Origin of the sequence: Sulfurimonas sp. HSL3-1 (genome assembly GCF_039645995.1) — a bacterium.
GTDB classification, from domain to species: domain Bacteria; phylum Campylobacterota; class Campylobacteria; order Campylobacterales; family Sulfurimonadaceae; genus Thiomicrolovo; species Thiomicrolovo diazotrophicus.
The window spans coordinates 1166322-1192651 of record NZ_CP147920.1; the positions used below are offsets into that span (position 1 = coordinate 1166322).

General features: G+C 55.0%; 23 protein-coding genes and 1 pseudogene. 10 read left to right on the plus strand and 14 right to left on the minus strand.

Going from position 1 to position 26330, the window contains the following annotated elements:
- The first annotated feature begins 24 nt into the window (after positions 1 to 24).
- The 6 genes from aroB to mog are packed head-to-tail and all read left to right on the plus strand — an operon-like array spanning position 25 to position 7069.
- The gene (gene aroB, locus WCY31_RS05995; protein WP_345973666.1) at positions 25 to 1080 is read left to right on the plus strand and encodes a 3-dehydroquinate synthase; all 1056 of its coding nucleotides are present in this window, start codon (positions 25 to 27) and stop codon (positions 1078 to 1080) included.
- Positions 1077 to 3161: a mechanosensitive ion channel domain-containing protein gene (locus tag WCY31_RS06000; protein ID WP_345973667.1), complete on the plus strand. Its 2085-nt coding sequence runs from the start codon at positions 1077 to 1079 to the stop codon at positions 3159 to 3161. The genes aroB and WCY31_RS06000 overlap by 4 nt, the downstream gene beginning before the upstream one ends.
- A complete protein-coding gene (mtaB, locus tag WCY31_RS06005) occupies positions 3158 to 4405 on the plus strand; it encodes a tRNA (N(6)-L-threonylcarbamoyladenosine(37)-C(2))-methylthiotransferase MtaB (protein WP_345973669.1) in 1248 nt (415 codons plus the stop codon). Before WCY31_RS06000 ends, mtaB begins: the two co-directional genes overlap by 4 nt.
- Positions 4392 to 6035 (plus strand): AAA family ATPase, encoded by a 1644-nt coding sequence (locus tag WCY31_RS06010; RefSeq protein ID WP_345973671.1) that lies wholly within the window; start codon positions 4392 to 4394, stop codon positions 6033 to 6035. Before mtaB ends, WCY31_RS06010 begins: the two co-directional genes overlap by 14 nt.
- Positions 6022 to 6534: a pimelyl-ACP methyl ester esterase BioV gene (gene bioV / locus WCY31_RS06015; RefSeq protein ID WP_345973672.1), complete on the plus strand. Its 513-nt coding sequence runs from the start codon at positions 6022 to 6024 to the stop codon at positions 6532 to 6534. The genes WCY31_RS06010 and bioV overlap by 14 nt, the downstream gene beginning before the upstream one ends.
- A 1-nt stretch (position 6535) precedes the next feature.
- Entirely contained in the window at positions 6536 to 7069 is a 534-nt protein-coding gene (gene mog, locus WCY31_RS06020; protein WP_345973674.1) for a molybdopterin adenylyltransferase, read from the plus strand.
- Positions 7070 to 7127: 58 nt separating this feature from the next.
- Here the strand turns inward: mog and WCY31_RS06025 are convergent, their stop codons facing one another.
- The 6 genes from WCY31_RS06025 to WCY31_RS06050 form a co-directional block, all read right to left on the minus strand.
- Positions 7128 to 8714, minus strand: a complete 1587-nt coding sequence (locus WCY31_RS06025; protein WP_345973676.1) for a hypothetical protein — start codon at positions 8712 to 8714, stop codon at positions 7128 to 7130.
- Positions 8715 to 8959: 245 nt separating this feature from the next.
- Positions 8960 to 9322 carry a hypothetical protein gene (locus WCY31_RS06030; protein WP_345973677.1) on the minus strand — a complete coding sequence of 121 codons (363 nt, stop codon included), beginning with the start codon at positions 9320 to 9322 and terminating at the stop codon, positions 8960 to 8962.
- A gap of 23 nt (positions 9323 to 9345) precedes the next feature.
- On the minus strand, positions 9346 to 9729 hold the full coding sequence (locus WCY31_RS06035) for a hypothetical protein (RefSeq protein WP_231021173.1): 384 nt from the start codon (positions 9727 to 9729) through the stop codon (positions 9346 to 9348).
- Positions 9730 to 9806: 77 nt separating this feature from the next.
- Positions 9807 to 10859: a hypothetical protein gene (locus WCY31_RS06040; RefSeq protein WP_345973679.1), complete on the minus strand. Its 1053-nt coding sequence runs from the start codon at positions 10857 to 10859 to the stop codon at positions 9807 to 9809.
- Between the two features lie 117 nt (positions 10860 to 10976).
- Positions 10977 to 11423 (minus strand): hypothetical protein, encoded by a 447-nt coding sequence (locus WCY31_RS06045; RefSeq protein WP_345973680.1) that lies wholly within the window; start codon positions 11421 to 11423, stop codon positions 10977 to 10979.
- A 255-nt stretch (positions 11424 to 11678) separates the two neighbouring features.
- Positions 11679 to 12161 (minus strand): GNAT family N-acetyltransferase, encoded by a 483-nt coding sequence (locus tag WCY31_RS06050; RefSeq protein ID WP_345973681.1) that lies wholly within the window; start codon positions 12159 to 12161, stop codon positions 11679 to 11681.
- Positions 12162 to 12254: 93 nt separating this feature from the next.
- On the opposite strand from WCY31_RS06050, the gene WCY31_RS06055 reads away from it, so the two are divergent.
- Positions 12255 to 12581 carry a hypothetical protein gene (locus WCY31_RS06055; RefSeq protein ID WP_345971404.1) on the plus strand — a complete coding sequence of 109 codons (327 nt, stop codon included), beginning with the start codon at positions 12255 to 12257 and terminating at the stop codon, positions 12579 to 12581.
- Positions 12582 to 12664: 83 nt separating this feature from the next.
- On the opposite strand, the gene WCY31_RS06060 is transcribed toward WCY31_RS06055, so the two are convergent.
- From WCY31_RS06060 to WCY31_RS06080, 5 genes are all read right to left on the minus strand, one after another.
- On the minus strand, positions 12665 to 13441 hold the full coding sequence (locus WCY31_RS06060) for an exodeoxyribonuclease III (RefSeq protein WP_345973682.1): 777 nt from the start codon (positions 13439 to 13441) through the stop codon (positions 12665 to 12667).
- Positions 13442 to 13495: 54 nt separating this feature from the next.
- Positions 13496 to 14380: a CoB--CoM heterodisulfide reductase iron-sulfur subunit B family protein gene (locus WCY31_RS06065; RefSeq protein WP_345973684.1), complete on the minus strand. Its 885-nt coding sequence runs from the start codon at positions 14378 to 14380 to the stop codon at positions 13496 to 13498.
- Positions 14381 to 14389: 9 nt separating this feature from the next.
- A complete protein-coding gene (locus WCY31_RS06070) occupies positions 14390 to 15370 on the minus strand; it encodes a succinate dehydrogenase/fumarate reductase iron-sulfur subunit (RefSeq protein ID WP_231021180.1) in 981 nt (326 codons plus the stop codon).
- Between the two features lie 10 nt (positions 15371 to 15380).
- Complete coding sequence (gene sdhA / locus WCY31_RS06075) at positions 15381 to 17093, minus strand: succinate dehydrogenase flavoprotein subunit (RefSeq protein WP_345973685.1); 1713 nt, start codon at positions 17091 to 17093, stop codon at positions 15381 to 15383.
- Between the two features lie 148 nt (positions 17094 to 17241).
- Complete coding sequence (locus tag WCY31_RS06080) at positions 17242 to 18444, minus strand: diguanylate cyclase (protein ID WP_345973687.1); 1203 nt, start codon at positions 18442 to 18444, stop codon at positions 17242 to 17244.
- A 117-nt stretch (positions 18445 to 18561) separates the two neighbouring features.
- Here WCY31_RS06080 and WCY31_RS06085 point away from each other — a divergent pair, with 117 nt between their 5' ends.
- The 3 genes from WCY31_RS06085 to WCY31_RS06095 are packed head-to-tail and all read left to right on the plus strand — an operon-like array spanning position 18562 to position 21298.
- Positions 18562 to 19386 carry a thiamine-phosphate kinase gene (locus WCY31_RS06085; RefSeq protein ID WP_345973689.1) on the plus strand — a complete coding sequence of 275 codons (825 nt, stop codon included), beginning with the start codon at positions 18562 to 18564 and terminating at the stop codon, positions 19384 to 19386.
- Positions 19387 to 19394: 8 nt separating this feature from the next.
- Positions 19395 to 20483: a tRNA pseudouridine(13) synthase TruD gene (gene truD / locus WCY31_RS06090; protein ID WP_345971411.1), complete on the plus strand. Its 1089-nt coding sequence runs from the start codon at positions 19395 to 19397 to the stop codon at positions 20481 to 20483.
- Positions 20480 to 21298 (plus strand): phosphatidylserine decarboxylase, encoded by an 819-nt coding sequence (locus tag WCY31_RS06095; RefSeq protein WP_345973690.1) that lies wholly within the window; start codon positions 20480 to 20482, stop codon positions 21296 to 21298. The genes truD and WCY31_RS06095 overlap by 4 nt, the downstream gene beginning before the upstream one ends.
- A gap of 16 nt (positions 21299 to 21314) precedes the next feature.
- Here the strand turns inward: WCY31_RS06095 and WCY31_RS06100 are convergent, their stop codons facing one another.
- The 3 genes and pseudogenes from WCY31_RS06100 to WCY31_RS06105 form a co-directional block, all read right to left on the minus strand.
- Complete coding sequence (locus WCY31_RS06100) at positions 21315 to 23573, minus strand: PAS domain S-box protein (RefSeq protein WP_345973691.1); 2259 nt, start codon at positions 23571 to 23573, stop codon at positions 21315 to 21317.
- Between the two features lie 30 nt (positions 23574 to 23603).
- Positions 23604 to 23957 (minus strand): annotated as a pseudogene (locus tag WCY31_RS12785) (PAS domain-containing protein); the annotation flags it as partial.
- A 234-nt stretch (positions 23958 to 24191) separates the two neighbouring features.
- Entirely contained in the window at positions 24192 to 26288 is a 2097-nt protein-coding gene (locus WCY31_RS06105) for a TonB-dependent receptor (RefSeq protein ID WP_345973693.1), read from the minus strand.
- Positions 26289 to 26330: the final 42 nt, after the last annotated feature.

Here is a 26330-nt window from a genome sequence, read left to right on the forward strand (position 1 = left end):
CACTAATTTTTTTTCGGATAGAGAATGACCGTAGACATCGATCTCAAAAAGACTGTTGACACCTCGTACAAGATCTATATTGACGCGCTCCCGGCGCTGACCTTTGACAAGAAAGTTGCCGTCGTAACGAACCCGACGGTTTCCGGGCTGCACCTGGACTACCTGCTCGAGCGCCTTGAGGCACCGGCGGTGGAAGTGATTACCCTTCCTGATGGCGAGCAGTACAAGAACTGGGAAAGCATTGAGACGGTACTCGGTGCGCTTTTCGAGGCGCGTTTCAACCGCAGTTCGCTCCTTATTGCCTTCGGCGGCGGTGTGATCGGCGACATGACGGGGTTTGCCGCGAGCATCTTCCAGCGGGGGATCGACTTTATCCAGATCCCGACGACGCTGCTCTCGCAGGTCGATGCCAGTGTCGGCGGCAAGACCGGGATCAACAACCGCTACGGCAAGAACCTCGTCGGGGCCTTCCACCAACCCATCGCCGTCTATGCCGACCCCCACTTCCTTGCAACCCTTCCGCCGCGCGAATTCGCCGCGGGGGTCGCGGAGATCGTCAAGATGGCCGTCACTTTCGATGCCGATTTCTTCGCATGGCTCGAGACGGCGGACCTCTCAAAACCAGAACAGCTTGCCGAAGCGGTGGCGCGTTCGGTCAAAACGAAGGCAGCCGTGGTCGCCCAGGACGAGAAGGAGCGTGGGCTGCGCGCGGCGCTGAACTACGGGCACACCTTCGGCCACGTCATCGAGAACGAGACGAACTACACGACCTATCTGCACGGCGAGACGGTCGCCATCGGGATGGTCATGGCCAACCGCCTGGCCGTTGCGCTGGGGCTGATGGAGGCGACGGAAGCGGAGCGGGTCGAGCAACTGCTGCAGCGCTACGGCCTGCCGGTCCGCTACGCCATCGCCGACGTCGATGCCTTCTACGAGGCCTTCTTCCTTGACAAAAAGAGCGGCGACAACTCGATCACCTTCATTCTGCCGCAGCATCTCGGCGGTGTCGAGATGCGCAGTGACATTCCCCGCGAGGCGGTGATGGACATCCTGCGCACTTTCACGGAGGCTGCACAATGATCGGACGTCTCGCCGAAAGCCTGCTCTGTTCGGCAGTACTGCTCTTTACCGGACCGCTGGCCGTTTCAGCCATGGGCGCCGAAACGCCTGCAAAGGCGGCGATCACATTACAAAAGCCGCTCTCCTGGAGCAGTGTCGTCGACACCTATGCGCACCGCCATATCCTCCAGGAGCGTCTGGCACAGGTCGATGTGGCGCTGCAGAACGCCAAAGCGGCGGGCAAAGCCGAAACGGTCCGCCGTCTGGAGCGTGACCGTCAGCGGCTGGACGCGGAGCTGGGACGGATCGACACCGCTGCCGTAGCCGCCGTCGAGTATTATGTCCACCCTATGGGCGAAGAGCTTTCCATCCGCACCGAAATGTACCGCGGTTACGAATCGAAGGCTGCCGAACTCGAACCGCTGAAGAGCGAGCTGCAGCAGAAGCAGCAGAGCCTCAACCAACTGCTGGGGACGGCACGGGACTCCGCCGAGGTGCAGCAGTCGCTCAAGGCGACGACCTTCGCCTTGGAAACGATCAGCCGGATCCAGCAGCGGATCGTCCACCTTTCCGACGCGCGGCTGACCCGGGTCAACGAGCTGCGTAAGCAGGAAGACGATCTTAAAGACGAACTGGACAAAAGCAATATCTGGCAGAAGAGCTATACGGCCTACCTGACCTACCTGGACGTTAAAAAGGACCTCGCGGCGCTGCAGGAGCAGATCGATGCCATCGACCGCTCCGACGACTCTGAAGCCCGTATGGAGCAGCGCGACGCCCTGCTGGCGAAGCAGAAGATCATGAGCGACCAGCTCTCCTTGCTGCAGTCGCACTCCGCTTCTCCCTTCGCGGACCTGCTCAAACCCGAGGAGATCGACGCGGCGCCGGAGATCAGCAACCCCATCGACATTTTCGCCGGGGTCTCCTACAACAAGAAGGTGCGCGAACAGCTCAGCGAGTATATCAAGCGCGGGGACGAGCTGAAACGTTACCTGCGGCTGCTGCTGGACGAACGTCAGCTTCTCTCCAGCCTCTCCGACGTCGACAGCGAGGAAGCGTACGCCAAGAAGATCGCCGGACTCGACTCCATGACGGACAAGTACCAGACGGCCTATACGACGCTGCAGGATACGGCGGACGTCTATGCCAAGCGGGTCGAGGAGATCGAACTCAAGAACAACAAGGCGATCGAGGAGCAGCTCTTCAAACTGGCCAATATCGGCGGTATCATCCTGTTCCTGCTCATCATCTTCTTCATCATGAAGCAGATCGCGAAGCGCTATATCAGCGACAACGAACGTTTCTATATGGCGAACAAAGTCATCACCTTCGCCAACGTCTCATTGATTCTGCTGGTCCTGCTCTTCAACTACATCGAGAACGTCAGCTACGTCGTCACTGTCCTCGGGTTTGCCTCCGCCGGTATCGCCATTGCGATGAAGGACTGGTTTATGAGCATGCTCGGCTGGCTCGTCATCGTCTTCGGCGGCTCCATCCACGTCGGTGATAGGGTCCGCGTCGACAAGGACGGCAAGCAGTACGTCGGGGACGTCCTGGACATCTCGCTGCTGCGGATCACCATTCTCGAAGATATCACGCTGACGACCTATATGCACAACCGCCGGGCGGGACGGGTCATCTTCATCCCGAACAACTACATCTTCACGGAGATGATCGCCAACTATACCCACGTCTCCCTCAAAACGGTGTGGGACGGCATCGACATCACGATCACCTTCGATTCAAACCACAAAAAGGCGCAGCTCATCGCCAAGGAGATCACGCGCAAGTTCGCCAAGGGGTATACGGACATCACCCGTAACCAGCTCAACAAGCTGCGCAGCCGCTACAACCTGAAAAACACGAACGTCGAACCGCGCATCTACTCTTTTGCCGAGGAGAACGGGGTGCGTATCAGCGCCTGGTACCTCACCAATGCCTACGCGACCCTGACGCTGCGCAGCACGATCTCCATGGAGATCCTCGACGCCTACGGGAAGGAAGACGACATTACCATCGCCTACCCGACCCAGCGTCTGCGTCTGCAGAACGAGCCGCTGCCGCAGCCGCGATCCCTGCCCGAGGAGGGCGAACCTGTATGAAGCCCAAAGTCTACTTCAAGACCTTCGGATGCCGCACCAACGTCTTCGACACGCAGGTGATGATGGGGCGGTTGCAGGATTTTGAAGTCACCGAGGACGAATCGGCCGCGGACATCGTCGTCGTCAACTCCTGTACCGTCACCAACGGGGCCGATACGGGGGTCAGAGGTTACATCAACGCCCAGGAGCGCGCGGGCCGGACCGTCATGCTGACGGGCTGCGGGGCGCACACCAAGGGCGAAACCCTCTTCGACGCCGGAAAGGTCCAGGGGGTTTTCGGACAGTCGGAAAAGGCGAAGATCAACGAACTGCTGCAGCGCAAGACCCGTTTTTACGAACTGGGAGACCTGGAGTTCATCGACGACAACGTCGTCGAGCAGTTCGTCGGTAAAAGCCGCGCCTTCATCAAGATTCAGGAGGGGTGCAGCTTCCGCTGCAGCTACTGCATCATCCCCTTTGTGCGAGGGGATGCGCGCAGCGTCGACGAGCAGGTGATCCTGGAGCAGGTGAGCCGCCTGGCCGCCAACGGTTTCGGGGAGTTCATCCTCACCGGGACCAACATCGGCAGCTACGGGCAGGGTGAGAACCGCTCCATCGCCACGCTGCTGCGGAAGATGAGCCTGATCCGCGGTGTGCGCCGCATCCGCCTGGGTTCTTTGGAACCGGTGCAGATCACCGACGCTTTCAAGGAGATTCTGGACGAGCCGTGGCTGGAGCGCCACCTTCACATCGCTCTGCAGCACACCTCCAAGGAGATGCTCAAACTGATGAACCGCCGCAACAAGTTCGACGAGGACCTGAAGCTCTTTTCCGAGCTGGCCGCGAAGGGCTTCGCGCTGGGCACGGATTTCATCGTCGGGCACCCCGGCGAGACGGAGGCGCGCTGGGAAGAGGCGTGGGGACATCTGCAGCAGCTGCCGCTGACGCACGTACACGCCTTTACCTACTCCAAGCGCGACGGCACGCCCTCGGCGACGATGAAACCCGAGATCAGCGGGGCCGTCGCCAAGGAGCGGCTGTCGCAGCTGACGGCCCTGGTGGATGCGAACAACCTTGCGTTCCGCCGCGAACACTGCACGGACCTGGACGTGCTCGTCGAGTCCGTGACAGACGACGGGCGCTACCAGGGGTATGACCAGTACTACAACAAGATCCTTATCGACAGCGAGGCAGACCTGGAAGGCAACTGGATCCGGATCGAATCCGCCACCGCAGCAGAGGAGTACAACCATGCAGTCGTCTGACAAAGCCAAGTGGATCATCGCCGCCTCGGCGGTCCTGCTCATCGCATTGACGCTCTTCGCCTTTCTGCGCGACAGCACCAAGCCGATCAGCCGCGATCAGCTCAATACGCTCATTGCCGGGGGAGAACTGAAACAGGTCGTCGAACGGGAGAGCTCCTACCTGCTGAGCAGCAGCGAAGGGCGATTCAGCATCGTCAAATCCCAGGTCCCCTCTGGTACCTTCGACGCCTATGTCGTCAAAACGGAGGAGGGCGGGGCCATCGTCATCGCCATTTTGACCCTGATCATTCTCCTGGGAGCGGCGTCACTGCTGCTGCGCTACTGGATGAAGCACCGCCGCTTCCCGGGCGCACCGGTCAAATCCGCCCAGGGGGCGGGTGCGCCGGAACAGACCTACCACGTTCAGCCGGTTGTCTCCGACGTCACCTTCAGCGATATCGGCGGCATCAGCGACGTCAAGGAAGAGCTCGAGGAGATTATCGATTTTCTCAAGAACCCCCAGCGCTACCGTCACTTCGGTGCGCGCCTGCCCAAGGGCGTCTTGCTGGTCGGCCCTCCGGGCGTCGGCAAGACGATGATCGCCAAGGCGGTCGCCGCCGAGGCGAACGCGCCCTTTTATTACCAGAGCGCTTCCTCCTTTGTCCACATCTACGTCGGGATGGGGGCCAAGCGCGTCAGCGAGCTCTTCCGCGCCGCGGCGTCCAACGCCCCGGCCATTATCTTTATCGACGAGATCGACGCCGTCGGCAAGGTGCGCGACGGGGGCAGCAACGAGGAGCGCGAAGCGACCCTGAACCAGCTGCTCACCGAGATGGACGGCTTTACAGATTCCAGTGGCATTATCGTTATCGCTGCGACGAATAAGATCGAAGTGCTCGACCCGGCCCTGCTGCGCGCGGGCCGCTTCGACCGCCGCATTTTCGTCGATCTTCCGACGCCGCATGAGCGCGAGGCGATCATCGCGAAGTACCTGGAGAAGATCCCCCACAGCGTGGACGCGAAAGCGATCGCGGAGATCACCGTCGGCTTCAACGGTGCGGCGCTGGCCGCGCTGGTGAACGAAGCGGCGCTGCACTCCCTGCGCAACCGCCAGATCCATGTCCGTATGGAGGACGTTTTGGCCGTCAAGGACAAGGTCGCCTACGGCAAGAAGCGGCTTCCGATCCTCAACGAGGAGCAGAAAGAGTGCCGGGCGACCTACCTCGCGGGCAAAGCCGTCGCCGCTACCTGGTTCGACCTGGCCTTTGAAAAGGTGATGCTGGGTTCGGAAAGCATCCGTCCGGCCCTCTCCGACCCGCTGATGCGTCACGAGATTGAATCGCACATCCGCATGCTGCTTGCCGGCAAGGTAATGTGCGATATCCGCTACCGCGAACATGCCTCCAGTGCCAAAGAGGATATCGATGCCGCACTGACCCTTGCCAAAGCGATGCTCTTCGAGTACGGCATGGGTGATTCACTGCTGCCATCGCAGGAGGCGCTGCCGCAATTGCTCGAGCGCATCGAGCAGGAGACCCGCACTCTGCTCGAGGGCAAAACGGCCCTGGTTGACGGGATCGTCGATGTGCTGCTTGAGCGCGAAAGCATCTCCAAAGAGGAGATCAAAGCCCGGATCGATGCGGTTTTATAGCGGTTTCTGCCTGAGGGACGAATCGACCTTCTTCGCGCCGTGGCTGAAGCAGAACGACTTTACGGTCGCAGGGTTTAGCTACGGGGCCATTAAAGCGCTCTATGACGTCCTGCAGAGCGAGAGGCGCATCGATACGCTGCAGCTCTTCTCGCCCGCTTATTTCTGCAACAAGCCCGACAGTTTCAAACGGCTGCAGATGAAGGGGTACAAACGCGATAGCGCGGCGTACCGGGCGCATTTTATCGAGAGTTGTTTCGCGCCTTATCCCGCCCGCGACGTCAGCGTCTATGACGAGGGGGAGGAGGCGCTCGAGGATCTGCTGGGATACCCATGGCCCGAAAAGCCGCTGCGGGAGCTGAACGAACGCGGGGTGCACATCGAGGTCTACCTCGGCGGGAAGGACGCCGTCATCGACGCAGATGCGGCCCGGGCGTTCTTCAAACCCTACGCGACTCTATACTATTTTAAAGACGCAAACCACTTTTTGCAAGGAGCATAATATGAGCAATATCAAAATCGGTGTCATCACCGCCTCCGACCGCGCCAGTGCGGGTATCTACGAAGACATTTCCGGCATGGCGATCCAGGAGACGATGACGGCGTACCTCACGAGCAGTTTCGAGATCGAGTACCGCTGTATCCCCGACGAGCAGGAGACCATCGAAGCGACAATGAAGGAGCTCTGCGACGAAGCCGGCTGCTGCCTCGTCGTCACGACGGGCGGTACGGGCCCCGCGCCCCGCGACGTCACCCCGGAAGCGACGGAGAACGTCTGCGAAAAGATGATGCCGGGCTTCGGCGAGCTGATGCGCCAGGTAAGCCTGCAGTACGTCCCGACGGCGATCCTGTCGCGCCAGACGGCCGGCATCCGCGGCCAGTCGCTCATCATCAACCTCCCGGGCAAACCGAAGTCCATCCGCGAGTGCCTCGACGCCGTCTTCCCGGCCGTGCCGTACTGCATCGATCTGATCGGCGGCCCTTACCTCGTCACCGATGAGAGCGTCATCAAAGCCTTCCGTCCGAAGGCGAAATAGCGTCAGCTCTCCCTGAATCTTGTAGGACTGTCCAACTTTGCGCCGGGGCTCTCAGGCCTTAGCGGCCACTGCTTTTGAACAGGTTGATGTAGCCGTTGACACCATGGCAGACGGCGTCCGTTCTGACTTCCTCTCTCTTATCATTTCTGATAAGGCCGCCGATCGCTTTCTCGGGTTCTTTCAAAAAATAGGTATTCTCTTCAGAATAGGTGTTTTGGATCAGCCATCGCATCATGCCCAGCATATGCGCTTTGTACCTCTCGCAACCGCCCCAGTTCTCCCGCCTGCATGACAGATACACTTCCGAGGTGACTTCGTTGATCCATCCGTTCCCGCTTGTATTTTGACCGGTACCGACCCTGCCGTAATTCTGCATATCGTTCGGATCGTTTTTCTGCCGCGTAAAAATCGCATCTAGACACTTCAACAATGTCTTTTTATAGACGTCGTTTTTGCTGATTTTATAAAAATCAAGAAGACTCATCACCGCCCAGCTTGTCGGAACCGCGTCTGTTGGCGTGCGGTAGTCGTCCGTCAAAAAATAGGAATCTTTCGCTGCTCTTTCCCGAAAATTGTCCGCCAGTATGGCAGCGGCATCGTAGTAGCGTTGATCCGACGTCACCGCATACATTCTCGAAAAGGCGGAGAGCACTTCGCCCGTATAAAGATTGGAGTATCTTTTGTCAAAAACCGGTCGGCCCGATTCGATTTTAACCTGATTGATGACGGTGCCGTCTGGGTTCCGCATGGTAAGCAGCCAGTCGGCGGCCGATACGACGGCATCCAAATAGCGTTTCTCTTTTGTCCGTTTATAGAGATCCAACAGGGTGAAGATGGTTTTCGAAGCCGTTCCGACGACGAACCTGTCATCCTTTTTGCCGCTGTCGAGGGAAAGGGAGTAATGAAATGCCCCCTTGTTGCTTCCTTTTTGAATCTGCATGGACAAGATAAATTCGGCGATCAGGGGGGTGACTGCGGCGATGCGTTCATCCTTTTCCAAATCGTTGAGTTTTAACAGACTGTAGAGGCTGGATGAGGAGTAGGTGGTGATGACGCGTCTGTCGTAAGCGGCATCGTCGGCGGTATAGAGTTTGTGAAGTCCATGGGTCTCTTTGTCCATAGCGCGCAGAAGGTACGCTTTCGCCTCCATGATCTTGGTATAGATCAGATCGCTGTCCAGATGTCGAATGACCACGACGTCGCCGATCAGCTCTTTTGCTTCACTCTTGTACTCAATCAGCGCGTGGGCCGGAGCGTCAGGGCGGGCAAAGGAGATCATCAACCTTGACGCTGCGAAATCCTTTGCACCCGGATGGGTATGGCCGGGGCCAGCAAGAAGGTCTTGGACCGCATGCTCAATCGCCTGGCGCAGCGTATGCGCTTGCCCCGTGCCTTCGCCGACGATCTCTCCATGCAAATAGGGCGTGACAGATACGGTCCAGTCACCATAAACGGCTAACACCTTGTGATCAGGAGCAGGGGCACCTGAAAAATGTGTCTGCGCAACGGCGCGTGCATACGTCAACACCTCATTTCTGGTACTCTGATCGGCAATGGACTCTGCATTGCTGAAACCGATGGTTGATGCGAACCCTGTGGTGACGAACCAAAGAACGAGAATGAAGTGACGGTACAGTTTTTTCATTTTTTCTTTAACGGACTGCCATCATTCTACACGATAGCAGATTGCGGGGTTGGATTACAGGTATAGTACACCATTGGCTCTTCTATTTTCCCCGTTTGAGTGTTCCGGGGACCATTAGTGGCAAATGGTAGATGACTTGTGTGATCTGATATTGTGATCATAATAAAATATACAAATTTTCTGGAATTGCCTCGTGTCTGACGAGAGTGTTATCAAAGCTTTCCTCCCGAAGTCCGAATAAGTCGTTAGCACTTGGACAGCGGCGTCTCCAGTGTCAGATCGACGCAGAGCCGGCGCGGTTTCTGTAAAAGCAGGAAGTAGAAGATGTAGCCGAAAAAGCCGACATAGTAGAGTGTTCCGATCATCATCAGGAAGATACCGATATTGAAATGCTTTTTTTCGGCGACTAACGTGTCTTCCCTCTTTTTGGTGATGGTGTAGCCGTTCTCGTAGAACATCGCGTCGATGCGCTCCATCTTCTGCGTGTCATCCAGCTCGGAACCTTGCAATTGAACAATGTAGTCGTTAAAGAGTGCAATGCCCTGTGCAATATTTTTCCTGTCCCAGAAGTAGATAATGAGTCCAATGGGAAGAAAGAAAAGCAACATGCTGGGAGCTTTGATGAAATTTGTTATGCATAGTACCTAATCACTACCGTAACCAGCATACCTAAAAGGAACGATGAGAAGGTTATGACAAGCCTGAAACCTACTATCGGTGTAAAAAGGTTTTCCGGTTTGAGCATATGTGAAATTGCGGCATCGACTTTCCCAACCAGATAACCAGATGCGAACAGTGCAATGACTGATGCGTACTCCGCAAATTCGGCTTTTTGTCCTGCGCTATAAGGGGTGAGAAAAATCCCGACCACCCAGCCAATCGCACCGCCGAGAATAACAAGTCCAAGATTGATGGCCACGTCTGATGGTTCTTTCTTGACCCTCGTAGACAACCATGCTAAGAGAGCATATACGGACAAGATAACAATACCGCTTATTGCCAATTTGACGTTCATATAGTTCCTTTTGTATAACGTTTAAAATGAGTAATCAAGAATCTGTTTGCGTGTTTTTGATAATCTCCACGCCATTGTCAGTTTTCATGCACTATCAATTGATCAAGAAAGTCAATCATTTCATTCTGAAAAACTTCAATGACATATTCGCTGTTTCGATGTGACAACAACACATATGTGTCATTGTCTTGTGGATTTTTTATCATCCATGATCTGTCTTTGTCAATCACAGTATTTGTAAAACCCAATTTGGAATATTGTGACTTTAGCTTCTCTTTTAAGTCTTCAAATGTGACGTCACCTTTATCGTGAATAACGATCTTGTGATTTTTATCATTGCTTATGACTGTAGTTTCTCGTATTTCTACTTCCTCTTCTTTATTGTCTGGTTCCAAATATTCAAGATGCTCTTCGATTATTATTTTATAGGTCGCTGACAGTGCGCTGACCGTGATGACGGCGATGACAATGTTTAAAACGGAGAACAAAAAGAAGAGTTCGTAGTGAATGATGGAAGAAATCAGTTTAATAGCCAAACCATACACGAAACCAAATACGAACGAAAACAATAGGGGAAAAAGAACGACTGAAACAAAGACAAAAAGTTTGTACTGTTTTGTGAAGGTCCATGCATCTGAAAAGGTCATTGCCTTGTCTACCGAGATTGACGGAAACACTAGTGAAACACGGGATACGATGATGGATAAGACTACACCAATAATCGCAATACTTAGGATAAAGCCTATGCTGTCAAACGAAGCACTTAACGATAAAACTGAAAACGCGACAAACATCATTAGCAGGCCCAGGAGAAAGCCATTGAACATAAATGACCATTCTCTTTTTGTGAATTTGTACAATCCCCATTTGGGAATACTGTCCTCCCCTAAAATAAGGATCCTGTGAGTCGAGATGGCCACCATGATATAGATAATCCAGTTGGCCAAAGCAGTGATAAACAATAGAAGTCCATTATCTATATCCGCATTACCTTTCACATAAACTATATTATTCAGATTAACATAGTCGATGATGATCATGAAGACCAAATAGATTGTAAGCGCGTTAATGAGAGCCATATGCTTTTCAAAAACAGAAGAGAGGGCCATATTTAGCATTCTTTTATACATTTATACTCCGTATTCAATTTTCTTTATTATCTCGTGATTCATCGATTTATCATCTAACGTTTAAACTCACCAATATGAACTCCCAGTGCGGAGCTCATATTGGTGTGCAGAGATTTGTTAGCTGCTCCAAGGCAGCACCACTATGACTAAAAATAATATAGGTATTGTAAAAAATACAGTCAAAGCAAGTGTTGTGAACCGTTTATAGTTCAGCTTCAGTTCTTTGACAACTGGGTCAGACAGATCATCATCGGAGTTGACAAAAGACAGAGTACGAAGGCTGTTGTATCCACCTGAGCCAAAGCCTGAAACATGTGTGATGTGTTCCCATGTTTGGTGATGATTTTCTTCAAGATAGTTTCTTAGTCTATATTCTTCTATTATGTTTAGAACCATAATAGCAATCCATGTTGGAATCATGTAGCAGTTGAATAACGTGAAAGCAAAATCCGTTTCAGTAAGGTGAGGCAAAGAAAAACGAAGGATAAATAGGCAAGCGATAAGCGTAAACCAGATTTTCCAATATAGCTTGATCTGGGATTTTGGAATAGTGTTACTTGTCATCACTTCCTCTTCAGTTAACTATTAATTAGATTACATTTGAGTGTACTATAGAACTTTTTTGGTTAGAAAATCCTGCAAAAATAATAACAATATGAAATATTTTAAATCTTTCGATGTGCTGTAGAATAAAAATGTATACATGATTATTATCGATATCCGGGGATGGATTAACATGTTGTGGGTCTATTAGCAGTTTTCGATGTTAATCATACATTGGAGTGGAATGGCTCTTCTTTATGACGAAGATTTGCTGGCTTACAGTTTCTTTTCCCAAAACTGCGCGCTTCCCGCTTTGGGGTCAAGCTCGTAGGCGGCGAAGCCGAATTTCCTGTAGGCACCCTGGGCGACTGCGTTATTGCCAAGCACTTCCAGGGTAATTTTGCAGCAGCCTTTTTCAGCGGCGATCTCTTCGACTTTTTCCAGCAGTTTCTGGCTGATGCCCAGCCCTCTGTATTTGGGAAGGACGGTGATGTCGTGGATGTTGACGAGGGGTTTGCAGGCGAAGGTGGAAAACCCCTCGAAACAGTTGGCCACTCCCGCCGGCTCTCCGTCGGCGTAGGCGATGACGGAGAAGGCGTAGGGGCGTGTTGAAAGCTCTGAGACCAGGTTGTGTTTTACCACTTCATCCAGAGGCTTTCCGCCGCCCATAGGGTCACGCGCATAGGCGTCGAGCATCATGGGGATCTCTGCTTTGTGCTTTTCACTGGAATAATCTGCTTTGACGACTTGAATGTTCATATTTTGCCTTGTGATCGGAGTAATGGATGTTAAATTATGTGCACGCGAATATGTTATGCATATTTTAGTGCAACGAAAGTAAAAAGGAAACTAATGACCTGCAAACTCCACGAGGTAATCGATTTTGTCCGTCAGTACCACCTGCTCGACGACCTGAGCGATGAAGATATCGAAGGCTACTTCCACACCTTTCACCACGCCTGCAAATGGGATAAAGAGATCCACTCCCACGACATCGACTGCGACGAGATCGGGATTATCGTCGACAAGACGAAAGAGGTGCTTGACGAAGCTTACGAGCACGAATATACCCTGCCGCAGATCTTTGAGGTCGCCAAGGCGTTCTGCGGCGTTTTCGAAGCGGCAAAGGCCCCTAAAGCGCCTGTGCCGTTTGTCATTGTCCTGCTGACCAGACTCTAAGCTGCACTTTCATACGAAACAGGCCCCCTTTCGGGGGCTGCTCCACAAAATTATTTAGCGAAATATATAACCGGTGTGAAGCACTACAGCGCGAGGCGGATGCCGACGGGGCAGTGGTCGGAGCCTTCGATGTCCTGGAGGATGAAGGCGTCTTCAAGTACCTCGGTCAGGTCGTCGGAGATGAAGAAATAGTCGATCCGCCACCCCACGTTCTTCGTGCGGGCGCTGAAACGGTAGGACCACCAGCTGTACTCCTCCTCAATGTCGCCGTGCACGTAACGGAAAGTGTCGATGTAACCGTGTTCGACGAGCTTATCGATCCACGCGCGCTCTTCGGGCAGAAAGCCGGAGGTCTTGGCATTGGACTTGGGGTTTTTCAGGTCGATCTCGCGGTGTGCCGTGTTAACGTCCCCGCAGATGACGATGCTTTTTCCTTCGTCGCGCAGCGCGTCGCAGTAGGTGAGGAACTTCTCGTAAAAGGCCATCTTGTACGCGAGGCGCTCATCGTCCTTCTGGCCGTTGGGGAAGTAGACGTTAAAGAGGGTGAAATCGTCGTAGTCATGCTGGATGATGCGCCCTTCGTGCTCGCTGTCGATGTCGAGGCAGAACTCGGAGGAGTCGGGAACGAGGTGTGAGAAGGTTGCCGTACCGGAGTAGCCTTTTCGCTCGCCGCTATTGATGGTCAGCGTCGCGTAGTTGGTATCGAAGAGGTCGTCGGGGAACTGGGACGCTGTGGCTTTGATCTCCTGGAGACAGAGAATATCCGGACGGCGTTCATCGACCCATTTGAGTGCCTGCTTGTTGGCGACGGCGCGGATACCGTTGACGTTCCATGAAAGTATTTCGATTGTATCGGACATTGAATGTACCTTGTGAGAGCAGGGGAGAGGCGCAGGCAGCGCCCCGTGTAGTCGTTAGACGAAGTTGACCTTGGAGACGTGGTGCTTGAGACCGAGTTCGGCCGGCGTGCAGCCCAGGGCCAGGCCGACCATCTGCTGCATGTGTAGGACCGGCATCTTGACGTCGCGGCCGACGGCGTGGCCGGCGTGCTCGTACTGGGTGTCGAGTTTCAGGTGGCACAGCGGGCAGGGTGTGACCATCCAGTCCGCGTTGGCATCCATGGCACCCATCAGGGCTTTACCGGTGAGCAGGGCAGCCGTTTTCGGCGCCTGGAGCTCCGCGTGGAATCCGCAGCACTTGTTCTTCTCTTCGTAGTCGACGTTGACGCCGCCCAGGGTGACAATGAGGTCATCCAGAGAGTTCGGGTTGTACGGGTTCTCCGCTTTGCCGTGCGTTTCGTTCTGCAGCTCGGAAGGGCGGATGTTGTGACAGCCGTAGAAGGGAGCGATATTGAACTGAGAGAGCGGCGTGACAACCTTCTCTTTGAGCGTCTCGAGACCGAAGTCGTCGATGATCGCGTAGAGGAAGTGGGTGATCTCGGAGGTACCTTTGTACTCCAGGCCGACTTCGGCGAGCTTCTCGTTGACGCGGGCTTTGAGCTCCGGGTCGTTGTCGAGGCGGTGCTTCGTCATCGCCGTGTTGAGCTGGCAGGTATTACAGATGGTGACCATCGTCATCCCACGGGATTCCGCGTAGCAGATGTTGCGCGCGTTGAGGACAAGCGACAGGAAATCGTCATAGTCCTGCAGGTGGGACGCGCCGCAGCAGGTCGCTTCGGAAAGCTCAACGAGTTCGATACCGAGCTTTTCGGCGACGGCGTACGTCGACATCAACTGCTCCGGCGTACTCTCCTTGGCGGTACATCCTGTAAAAAGGGCGTATGTGAGTTTCTTTTCCATGACTTATCCTTAGAATTTGACCGTTGACGACGATTTGATCAGGGCCTTGACCTCGTCGAGTTTGTCCGATTTCGGCATGTTCCACGGCATGACGACTTTGCCGACCTTGAACATCTTGAATCCGACCTTGCCGTGTTTCATCAGCATCGGGACCGTACCCTCGGAGTAGCGGACGAGTTCCGCTTCATCCAGCAGACCGTGCTTCTTGATGGAGTGTGCGAAGCCGACGGCGTGGCGCGTCGCGACGTTGTTGATGGCAACGCCGTTCTCGAAGACCTGGTTATGCAGCTTCGTGATCTTTTCGATCGGGTTGACCTCTTTGGGACAGACCTCCTGGCACTCGAAACATTTGACACAGTCCCAGACACCCTGGTCCGGCGCATTGACGATGTCAAGACGATCGAGGGTCGCTTTGTCGCGCACGTCGGCGTTAAAGCGGTAGGCGGCGGCAAACGCGGCAGGCCCGATGTAGGATTCGTTGTTCTCAAGCGACGGACAGGAGTAGTGGCACAGACCGCACTGGATACAGTAGTCGGCCTCGAGCAACTGCGCTTCCTCTTTCGGTGTGACGAGGTTTTCGCTCTCCGGGTGTTCGTCGATCTCGTCGATGAGATAGGGTTTGACCTGCTCGTGCTTCTTCCAGAAGTCCTCTTTGTCGATGATCATGTCCTTGACCGCGCGCTTGATGCTGAGCGGCTCGAGGGTCAGCTCGGTGCCGAAGAGCTCGATCAGGTCGTTCATGCGCTCTTTACAGGCCAGGACGCCTTTGCCGTTGACTTTGATGGCACAGGCGCCGCAGATCCCGTGGCGGCAGCTGCGGCGGTAGCTGAAGCTACCGTCGACGTCCCACTTGATGCGGTTGAGGATATCGAGGACGACCTCTTCGGAGGTGACCTCCATCTCGATCGTCTTGTAGTGGGGAAGGTAGTCCGTTTCGGCGTTGAAGCGGAACACGTTGAATGTAATGGTTTGTGTTGTAATAGTCGTCATCATCTTCCCCTTAGTATGTACGCTCTTGCGGTTCGAATTTGCCCGGTGTGACCGCCATGTAGTCGAGGCTGATCTCACCGTTTGCATCCATGTACGCCATAGTGTGCTTCATGAAGGCTTCGTCGTCGCGTGTCGTGAAGTCCTCGCGGTAGTGCGCGCCGCGGCTCTCTTTGCGCGCCAGGGCGCTTTCAACGATGAAGAGGGCATAGTCAAGCATGTGGCCCAGTTCGATCGCTTCTTGGAGGTCCGTGTTGAAGATCTTGGACTTGTCGTCGATACGGATGTTTTCGAAGCGCTTGCGCAGTGCTTTGACGATCTCGACCTGCTTGGAGAGGGTCTCCTCGGTACGGAAGACGCCGGCATTGTCGGTCATGCTCTGCTGCAGTTCGTTACGCAGGCCCGGTACCGTCTCTTTGCCGTTATTGGTGAGGATACGCTCCATCTCTGTGATCATCGTGTCGGCATCGGACTGTTCCGCCTCGCGGAGGTAGAGCGTCTCGATGTCATTGACCATGCTCTGACCGACGTGGCGGCCGAAGAGCAGGGCTTCGAGGACGGAGTTGGCACCGAGGCGGTTCGCACCGTGGACGCTGACGCAGGCACATTCACCCGCCGCGTAGAAGCCTTCGACGAGTTCGTCGTTGTTCTTGCGGACGTGTCCGTCGATATCGACCGGGATACCGCCCATGGAGTAGTGCGCCGTCGCGGAGATAAGAATGGGCTCTTTGATCATGTCGAGGCCGAGGAAGGTGATAGCCAGGTCGCGCAGCTCGGGCAGGCGCTCCATGATCTTCTCTTTGCCCAGGTGGGTCAGGTCGATGTAGACGGCGTCTTTGCGCGGTCCGACCCCGCGCCCTTCACGGATCTCGTTGATGATGGCGCGGGCGACGACGTCGCGGGAAGCCAGTTCAAGCTTGTTCGGCGCGTAGCGCTCCATGAAGCGCTCGCCTTCGGAGTTGAGCAGTTTTCCGCCTTCGCCGCGGGCCGCCTCGGAGATGAGGATACCGCTGCCCGAAAGGCCTGACGGGTGGAACTGGACGAATTCCATGTCCTCCAGCGGGAGGCCGTGGCGCGCAACGATGGAGAGGCCGTCACCGGTATTGGCGTGGGCGTTGGAGCTGATCTTGAACGCGCGGGCGTAACCGCCGGTGGCGAACATAACGGCCTTGGCGTTGAAGATCGCCTTTTCCTGGTTACGAATATTGAAGGCGACGACACCGCTGACCTTGCCGTCTTCGTAAATAATGTCGGCGGCGTACCACTCGTCGATGAAGTCGACGCCGACGCGCAGCGCCTGCTCGTAGATCGTCTGAAGCAGGGTCAGACCCGTACGGTCTTTCGCGAAACAGGCGCGCGGGGAGGACTGGCCTCCGAAGGGGCGCTGGGCGATCTTACCGTCGTCGGTACGGCTGAAGGCCGCTCCCATGCGCTCTGCCCAGCGGATCGTTTCCGGGGCTTTCTGACACATCAGCTCAACCGCGTCCTGGTCGGCGAGGTAGTCCGCACCCTTGACGGTGTCGAATTCGTGCAGCTCGATGCTGTCGACATCGCTGAGCGCAGCGTTGATACCGCCCTGCGCCGCACCGGAGTGCGAACGCAGCGGGTGGAGTTTGGTAATGACGGCGACGTTCTTGCCGGCTTGTTTCAGCTCTCTGGCAGCCGCAGAACCTGCCAGACCGGAACCGACGATTACCGCATCATAAGTATAAATAGGAATACTCATAACCTTCCTTCGTAAACGTAAATATGCGTCAGATTATAGCGATTGAAAGGGTAGGTTTCGGTTAAACGGTTCTGGCTGGAGAGCGGAAGGGAAAGGTGTTACAAAATGAACCAGAAAGGCCCACAAATGGGGCCTTTGGAGGGAAAATCTATAACATTTTCGTATTGTTATTCGTATCGGAAACGCAGTTACCGCCCTTCTCCTGAGCCATTCTCAGGCGCTCTTTGGCGTTTTTGACGGCATCGTCGAGGGTCTGGGAGGCGGTTTTTGAGGCAAAGCCGCCGCTGAGCGTGATGGGGAAGGAGTCGTGTGGCATTTTGAAACGGTTCTCTTCGATCATCTGTCTGATATGGTTACACTCTTCCAGCGCTTTATGTTTGTCGCTGCGCAGCAGTACGGCAATGAACTGGCCGCCGTGGATGCGTCCGATCTGGTCATTTTGCATTTTGTGCAGTTTCATGATGGAGGTGATCTTGATCAAAATCGGGTCGATGACGCTCTGCGGGAAATGGTTGACAAGCTTGGAATAGTTGTCGATCTCGAAGATGCAGACGAAGGCGTGCATATCCTTGGAGGCTTTCGGCCGGCGGTCAAAGCCGATTTTCACCCCTTCGTAGTTGGGGAGCTGCGTCACCTCATCCTTCTTGCCGTTGGCGGAAGCTGCGTCACCGCTCTCCTGGCGTATTTTCAAAGCGATGGTGTTGATCTCGGTCGTTTTGAACTTGACCGAGGCGCGGGTGGCTCCCTCCTGGGGATGAAGCGCATAAATGTCACCCAGAATCGTTTTAGAGGCGTTGCGGGCAGCGGTCATGACGACGAAGCCCCAAAGCAGGACCAGGATCAGCATCGCGCCTACGAGCAGGCTGTACTGGTAGAGGGTGTTGTTCTGCAGCTTGGTCAGCGGGTAGAAGAGCGTGGTATAGTTTTCGACGGCTCTGAGCATGTCGTCGCGTCTGGAAGGGGAATCGACGCTGGCGTTGAAATAGGCCGAGGCCGATGCGTTCAGGACTCTGTCACGTTCGCGGAGCAGGTTGGTGTATTTGCTGCGGGTTTTCGCCTCTCTGAAGATAAGGCTGTTGGCGATCTCGTAGACGTTCTCGCTGTCGAGGGCGTCGATCAGGATCGGCAGGCGGCTGAGGACGCCGCTGGCGCGGATACGGTCGAGGGCGGGGTCCGCACGGTCCATCTTTGCGAGGGAGTGGACGAGCCTCTCCTGCTCAGCCATATTGTCGATCCGCTTGTAGGTAGCATAGGAACTGGCGAGGAGCAATCCGCTCAGAAGGGTGAACAGTATGAGCAGCGTTGCGTTGAACTGCACCGAACTTAGGAGCTTCTTGATCGACGTTTTCATTGATGTCCTGTATGTGGTTTTTTACTAATTTTAATTGGTGTTTTATTAAGTGACACTTATGACACTCCCTGCGTAAAGGCGCCGCAAGCGAGAGTGGAGTAAAATTCTCCTCTTATTATGGATCTGGAAAAACGTTTTATCGCTTCCGTCTCCGCTGCGTCAAAGCAGATCGGGGATGACGGGGCCGTGATCGGTTCTACTGTCTATTCGAACGATGCATTCATCGAGGGGACGCATTTCAAACGCGCATGGATGACGCCGCGCCAGATCGCCTACAAGGCATTCGCGGTCAACATCTCGGATGCCGTGGCGATGAATGCAGTGCCGCGTTACGCACTGCTTGCAATCGGTATTCCATCCTCGTTCACTGCGGGCGAGGCAGATGCCCTGGCGGCGGGATTCGTCGAGGCCTCGGCGGCCTTCGGATGCGAACTCATCGGCGGGGATACCGTCAAAAGCGAGCGGCTCATCATTTCGCTGACCATCGTCTCGGAAACGCGGCGTCCGCTGCGACGCAGCGGGATTAAGAGGGGCGATCTGCTGGCCTTCACGGGCAGCGTCGGCAAAGCAAAGCGGGAGCTGCAGTATCTGCTGGCGGGCCGCAGGGCGCACGCGCAGTCGCACTATGTGCGGCCGCGGCTGCGCCGGGAGTTCATCGCCGATGCCGCGCCATATCTACGGGCGGGGATGGACATCTCGGACGGGATCTACACCGACCTGCAGCGCCTGGCCGACCTCAACCGGACAGGCTTCTCCTTTTTCCGCCCCCTCGGCAAATCGGCGGGGTGCAGCGGGGAGGAGTACGAGATGCTCGTCGCTTTCCCGCCGCGGATGCGAAAGCGCGTCGAGTATCTGGCGCGCAAACACCGAACGCCATTGACCGTTTTCGCCCGGGCCGCACGGACCCGCTACAAAAACCCGTGCAAATCACACCACTTTTAAAGAGTACCATGGACCGTTTCTACTACCTGCAGCATGCACCGATCCCCTTCGTTTTCAAACAGAGCGTACGCGACTTTGTCGTCAACGAAATTCCGCTTTACCCTTTTACGGGCAACGGCGAACACCTCATCTTGCATGTGCGCAAAAAGAACCTCTCCACCTGGGACCTCATCTCCCTGCTGGCGAAGTACCTCGGCATCAAAGGCAAGGAGATCGGGTATGCCGGTCTCAAAGACAAGAACGCGATGACGACGCAGTACATCTCGCTGCCGAAGAAGTTTGAGAAGAAACTGGAGGGGTTCAGCCACGAGAACGTGAAGATTCTCGAGAAGACCTACCACAAGAACAAGATCCACATGGGACACCTCAAGGGGAACCGCTTTTTTATTCGTCTCAAGAAGGTGACGCCGACGGCGGCCAAGAAGATCGACGAGGCGCTGAAACAGATAGCCGCCTACGGCATGCCGAACTTTTTCGGCTATCAGCGGTTCGGCATCGGCGGGGAGAACTGGAAGAAGGGTGAGGCCCTGCTGCGCGGGAAGATCAAGGAGCGCAACGTCAAGCTGAAACGGCTTTATATTAATGCATATCAAAGCCACCTCTTCAACCTCTGGCTGAGCCGCCGCATCGAGGTGAGCACGCTGATCGGCAACTTTGATGCCAAAGAGATATCGCCGCTGCTCAACATCCCCGAAGATCAGCTGCAAAAGCTGGCGCAGCAGCCGCACCCCTACAAGCTCATCGAGGGGGACGTCATGATGCACTACCCGCACGGCCGCCCTTTCGAATTCGACGGTGACGCGGAGGATATCGAACGCTTCAACGAGCGCGACATTGTTCCGACGGGCCTGCTGGTCGGCAAACGGGCCAAACGCTCCACGGGGCTCTCCCGGGACTTCGAAAAGGCGTATGACGCCGTCCACGAGATCGACGGTCAGCGCCGCTATGCCTGGGTTTTTCCCGAAGAGGTTGAGGGCAAATACCGTGAGGAGGAAGCCTGGTACGAACTGCACTTTACGCTCCCCAAAGGCTCCTACGCGACCGTACTGATCGAAGAGATCGCCAAACGCAAAATTGACAACGACGAGGAAGCATGACACGCCATATCACCAACACCATTTCGCAGCAGTTCGGACGGTTCGCGTCCAAAGAGTTTCCCCGCTGGTTCCAAAAAATCGTCAACCAGGGGTACGTCAGCATCATGGGACTGGACATGAGCGAGTTCTACGCACCCTCCACCTATCGTTCCCTCAACGCGCTCTTCACCCGCACTCTCAAGGCCTCGCGCCATTTCTCTAATGACGCAGACGACCTTATCTCACCGTGCGACAGCCTGATCACCGAATGCGGGGACCTCGATGCGACGCGGGCGCTGCAGATCAAGGGGATGTCCTACTGCGTCCGGGAGCTGCTAGGGAGCGAGATCGACGATGCGAACAAGGACCGCATCGAGCACGGACAGTTCATGAACTTCTACCTCTCGCCCCGCGACTACCACCGCTATCACGTGCCGACGAATATGAAGGTGCTTAAGGCGGTGCATATCCCCGGCAAGCTCTACCCTGTCAATATGCCTTCGCTCAACAAGCGTGCCGACCTCTTTATCGAAAACGAGCGGGTCGTCCTGGAGTGCGAGAACCAGCAGGGGCGGCTCTTTTACCTTGTCCTTGTGGGTGCGCTCAACGTCGGGAAGATGCAGGTCAGTTTCGAGCCGCGCATCCAGACGAATGCGGACGCCCAGCAGCCGACCGCGTACGCCTTTGATGATCTCTATCTGAAAAAAGGGGACGATTTCGGCTGCTTCGAGATGGGATCGACCATTGTCATGATCACCGAAAAAGCGGGGATGGCGTTAAGCGTGGAAGCTGGCCGGAAGGTCCGCTTCGGCGATACGATTGCGAAACTCTCCTAAAACGGCTGCCGGCGCTTCAGTTTAACGTGATGAGCGGTGATTCCGTTGAGAACTCGAACCCCTTCTCCATAAAGAGGCGGACACAGGCTTCGACCGCCTCGGGGTCGAAGGCGCTTCCCTTACCCTCCTGAATTTCCCGCATCGCCGTCTCAATACCCCGTGCCGAACGGTAAGGCCGGTGAGACGAGATGGCGTCGACCGTATCAGCGATGGCGATGATCTTCGCTTCAAGCAAGATGGCATCGCCTTTCAGCCCCTGGGGATAGCCGCTGCCGTCAAGACGCTCGTGATGCTGCAAAATGATCTGCGCGATCGGCCAGGGGAAGTTGACGTCTTTGACGATGTCGTATCCGGCTTCCGGGTGGGTCTGGATCAACTGGTACTCGATATTGCTCAGTCTGCCGGGTTTCGAGAGGATCTCTGCGGGGATATGGATCTTGCCGAGATCGTGTATGATTCCGGCGAAACCGATTCCGCGGATCCGCTCATCATCCAGCCCCATCTCCCGGGCGATCGCCGTGGCAAGCTCGGCGACGCGATTTTGATGCCCGGCGGTGTATGGGTCGCGTGATTCGACCGTCGCGGCGATGGCCTGGATGGATTGCTCCAGACTTTCGCGCAGCAGGGCTTCGTGGCGGTCATGCGCCGCACGCGTGCGCAGATTGAGGATCCCGTAGGCGAGGTCTCCGGCAAGCTCTTCGAGCAGAGAGACTTCATCATTGTCAAAGGGCTCCGAAAGGGTTGAATAGATGCTCAGAGACCCGAATACCCTGCCGTCGTCAAAAAGGGGAAGGGCAATATTTGAAACGTAGCCTTGCATGGCGGCAGCTTGTTTCCATTCGGGATAGCAGTCGCTGCTCCCGATGTCCCGACAGATATTCGTCTTCCTCTCCCGGACCGCCGTGCCGGCCGGGAAACGCCCCCGATCCGTCGCGTCACAACGCTGATCTTCAATCCAGTACTCCTGTTTTTTGTAGCCGGCCCAGGCGACGGGATTTAGCCGTTTGTAGGGACCGTTTTCAACATAATGGACAACGGCTAGGCTGTAGCCGCCGTATTCGACGATCACACTTGTGGCATCGCGAAGAAGCATTTTTTCATCCGTCGCACGTACCAGAGCAAGATTGCCCTCTGATAGCGTTCGAAGGGCACGGTTGGCTCTGTTCAGTGCGGCTTCGGACGCCTTTGCTTCACTGATGTCGCGTACGATGGCAAGGAAATAGGGTTTATCGACTTTCGTGATCGAAATACTGACCTCTACGGGAAAAGTCGAACCGTCTCTCCGGCGGTTGATGCTTTCAAAACGCATATTGTCGTCTTGATCTATACCTGCTATGATGCTTTTGGTCCGTTCCGGGGTGATGTTGGGGTCGATGTCAAGTACGGACTTCTTCATCAATGTCTCGCGGCTGTAGCCGAGTTGGCGGCAAGCCGTTTCATTAATATCCAGAAAGCGCATTGTTTCCGGGTCGACGATGTGAACGGCATCCATCGATTTGTCAAAAAGAGAGTGGAAAAGTTCAAGCTGTTCCAGGAGTTTCCGCTGCTCTGTAATATCCATACCGATCGAAAGAAGCCCCTCCGTATTACCATGGGCGTCCTGGAGTCTTTTGTCGTACCATTCGATCTGGCGGGCTTCCCCTTCCCGTGTCATAATGGCATTGCTGTAACCGTTTGTTGGCAGATCAGACAGCGCATGCTGAAAAAGGTTTTCGGCATGTTCCCGGTCTGTTTCCGGTATGAAGAGTTCGAACCACGACCGGTCCTTCACCTCATCGAATGCATAGCCTGACAGCGTTTCCATATATCGGTTGAAACGGGTAATCCGCCCTTTCAAGTCGCGTACCAATATGATCGCCGGCGCGGTTTCGACAAGATCGCGATTGAAATCCCGTTCGCGGAGGATCTGCCGCTCAACATTTTTACGTTTGGTGATGTCGATGCCGATGCCGATAATGGCATCGCCGCCGGGCAATACGACTTGCTTGGTTGTCAGGGCATAGTGGCGGATGCCGTTTTTTGTCAGCAGGCGGGCTTCGGATGTGCTGTTACCGTCCGCGAGGGTTTCGGAGAGACGGTGCTTTACCTGCTCTTTGTCCCCGTAATGAACAAATTGCAGTGCACTGGAATGCCGCAGTTGTTCGGGCGCTATACCCATCAGCTGTTCTACCCGTTTATTCCACTGAATAAGACGCCCCTGCTTGTCGATCAGGAAAAAGATGTCGGGAATACTCTCGATCAGCTTTTCGGAGAAGCGCTTTTCTTGGCGGAGCATATGCTCTGCATGTTTTTGATCCGTTATGTTCTCAAGAATATGAATAGAATAGAGGTAGGTTCCGGCCTCACTGTTCACGACGTAGGAACGGGACCGGAACAGGGTGCTTCCGACCCGGACCTCATCTTCTGCCGAATCGGTATGTGCATCCTCTTTTGCTCGTCTGCAATGAGGCAACGGGCCGTCGTTTATCGGGAAAACGTCATAGTAGAATTGACCGATAATTTGCGGGTAGGAGAGACCGGCATAGTGTTGATAGGCTTTATTACAGCGTATGATGCGAAAGTCTTTGTCGTGGAGAAAGATGGGATCCTGGATGACATCGAGTGCTGTAATCCATTCGCTAAGGGCACGCTCAATTTGCTCTGCAGGCGGGTATTCCATTTATCTCCTTCCACATACCATATACGCATATGTATTCTTAAATGTGCGAAACAGTTTTCATCCATTATACTTCATTGGCAATTTAAAATGAAATAGTGGTGATGAGAAGTTGATGTCATTGAGGCTGCGGGGTGACTGATGCTATGATAGATTTGGGTCGACCGTCGTGATGATCACGATAAAACGGCGAAATGTCGGCGGTTCCGAAAGTGCGGTTGTCCCCGCCCGGGGAAATTAGAAGCGGTAGCGCATACCGGCGTAGAACGCCCGGGGAGGGGCGACCCTGACCGTGGCGTCTTCCGCCATCGTCGCCAATGCGGATGAATTGATGTTGACGAACTGGTAGTATTTTCTATCCAGCAGGTTGTCGAATCGTGCGAACATTTCAAAAGCGTCGCTGAAGCGGTATTCGCCGATCAGGTTAACGACCTCGTATCCGCTCAGTTTGTGCGCATTGACCTCATCCGCAAAATAACTGCTTTTTGCCAGCAGCTCCGTGATAAGTGTCGCTTTGGAGTTCGGCTGGTAATAGAGCGTCAGTTTGACGGTGTGTTTGGGCGTTCTCGGCACCTGGTTGCCGGAGAGGTCTATGCGTTCGAAGTCGCCCGTGAGCGGCCCTCTGCCGTCGGGGTCCGCGGTGACCTGCTGGGAGAGCCAGTAGCGTGTAAAGACCGCGTCGAGGTAGGTATAGGCCAGGTCAAACGCGACCGTTTTGCTCCGGTCACTCTGCACGGAGAGCTCGAAGCCCCTGCTGCGCATATCCCCGACGTTGTCGTAGTTGCTTTCGTTCTCATCGTCGGAGGTGATATAGCTCCCGGCGATTCTTCCGATGTAATCTTTCCGGTCGAGTTGGTAGACCGATGCGTTATAGGTGAGTCCGGCATACCGGCCGCGCAGGCCGATCTCATAGTTGTAGGATGTCTCTATACCGATCTTCGAGGGAATATCCACAGCCGGATTCTCCCGCAGGGTCGCCTGGTTGTTGCTCATCTGGCGTACCGTCGGGGTCCTGAAACCGGTGGAAACACTGGCGTAAAGCGCATTGTTTTTGGAAAGAGCGTAGTTGAAACCGGCCCGGTAGGAGACGACGTCATAGGAGGGTTTGACGTTGTTGGCGCTCTCTTGATGGTCGATGTACCGCTGCTGGATGTTGTCGTAGCGGATATTGAAAGTGGTTGTCAGGTCCTTGACCACTTCGAGTTTCATCTCGCCGTACAGCGCGTTGATATCCTCCTCTGTCGCGTAATCGGACTGGAGGCTGCCGTCGGCCGCGAGGTATGCCCGTTCATCGGTGGTGTTTCTTTGGAGGTCGAATCCGGTCATGAGACCCAGGATGTCAAAGGCCGTGCGGTATTCGCCTTTGGCGCCGTTCTGGTTCCAGATTTCATTCTTGTCCGTTTTCGTCCGTGCCGTTTTATAGGTCTTGTCATCGATGTAGGTATGGACATTGAGCATCAGGTTCGAATCTTCACCGAAGGAGTTGGAGTAGGTGACGAACCCTTTGGTCAGGTCGGTCTTGTAGTAGCCGCTGTACGAATACTCGTTTTCGCTCCGGGGGTCGGTTTTCGCCGCGAGGGTCCCGTGGACGCTGTTGCCGTCACCCGTTTCGCGTTTGGTATAGTCAAGCCCCAGCGTTATGTCGCTGGTGTCATTGAGGTAATAGGAGTATTTCCCGTTGATCGATTTAACCGAGACGTAGGATTCATCCCAGTAGCCGTCACTGCCCCTGTAGCTTCCCTGCAGCTGGAGCGCGGAGTTTTCGAAGCTCTGATTGGTCGTTGCCATCAGGCGTTTCGAGTTGAAGCTTCCGGCTTCCGCTTCGGCTTTCGACGAAGAGACGGCTTTAGCTTTCTTGGTCGTGATGATGACCGCGCCGGCGAGGGCGTCGTTGCCGTAGAGGTAAGACGCGCCCCCCTTGATGACTTTGATCGATTCGATATTGTCCAGGTCGATGTTGATCTTGCCCGAGGTCTCCTGGACCGGGACGCCGTCGATGACGATGGCGACGCCGGGCTGTTCGCCCATGTACATCTGGTTCTCGATTCCCCGGATATGGACTTTGACGCTGTCGGTGCCGACGTTGGAGAGGGTGACACCCGGTACGCTGTTCAGGATGTCCGTAATGGTGTGCGGGTTGATCTTTTCAACCTCTTCGCCCGTAATGGTCATGGTGTTTGAAACGCCCGTTTTTGAATCGACGCCGTCGTCGATCGTCGTAGACTCGACGGTCACGGCACCGATTGCGATGCTCTCGTCAGCATGGATTGCGGCGCTGTTTCCGAGCAGGAAACAAAGCAGTGCCGTATGTTTTGCCAGATGGTTTATATTCATAGCTCTCTTTCTGTTCATTGTGTTAATGCGGATTGTTGCAAC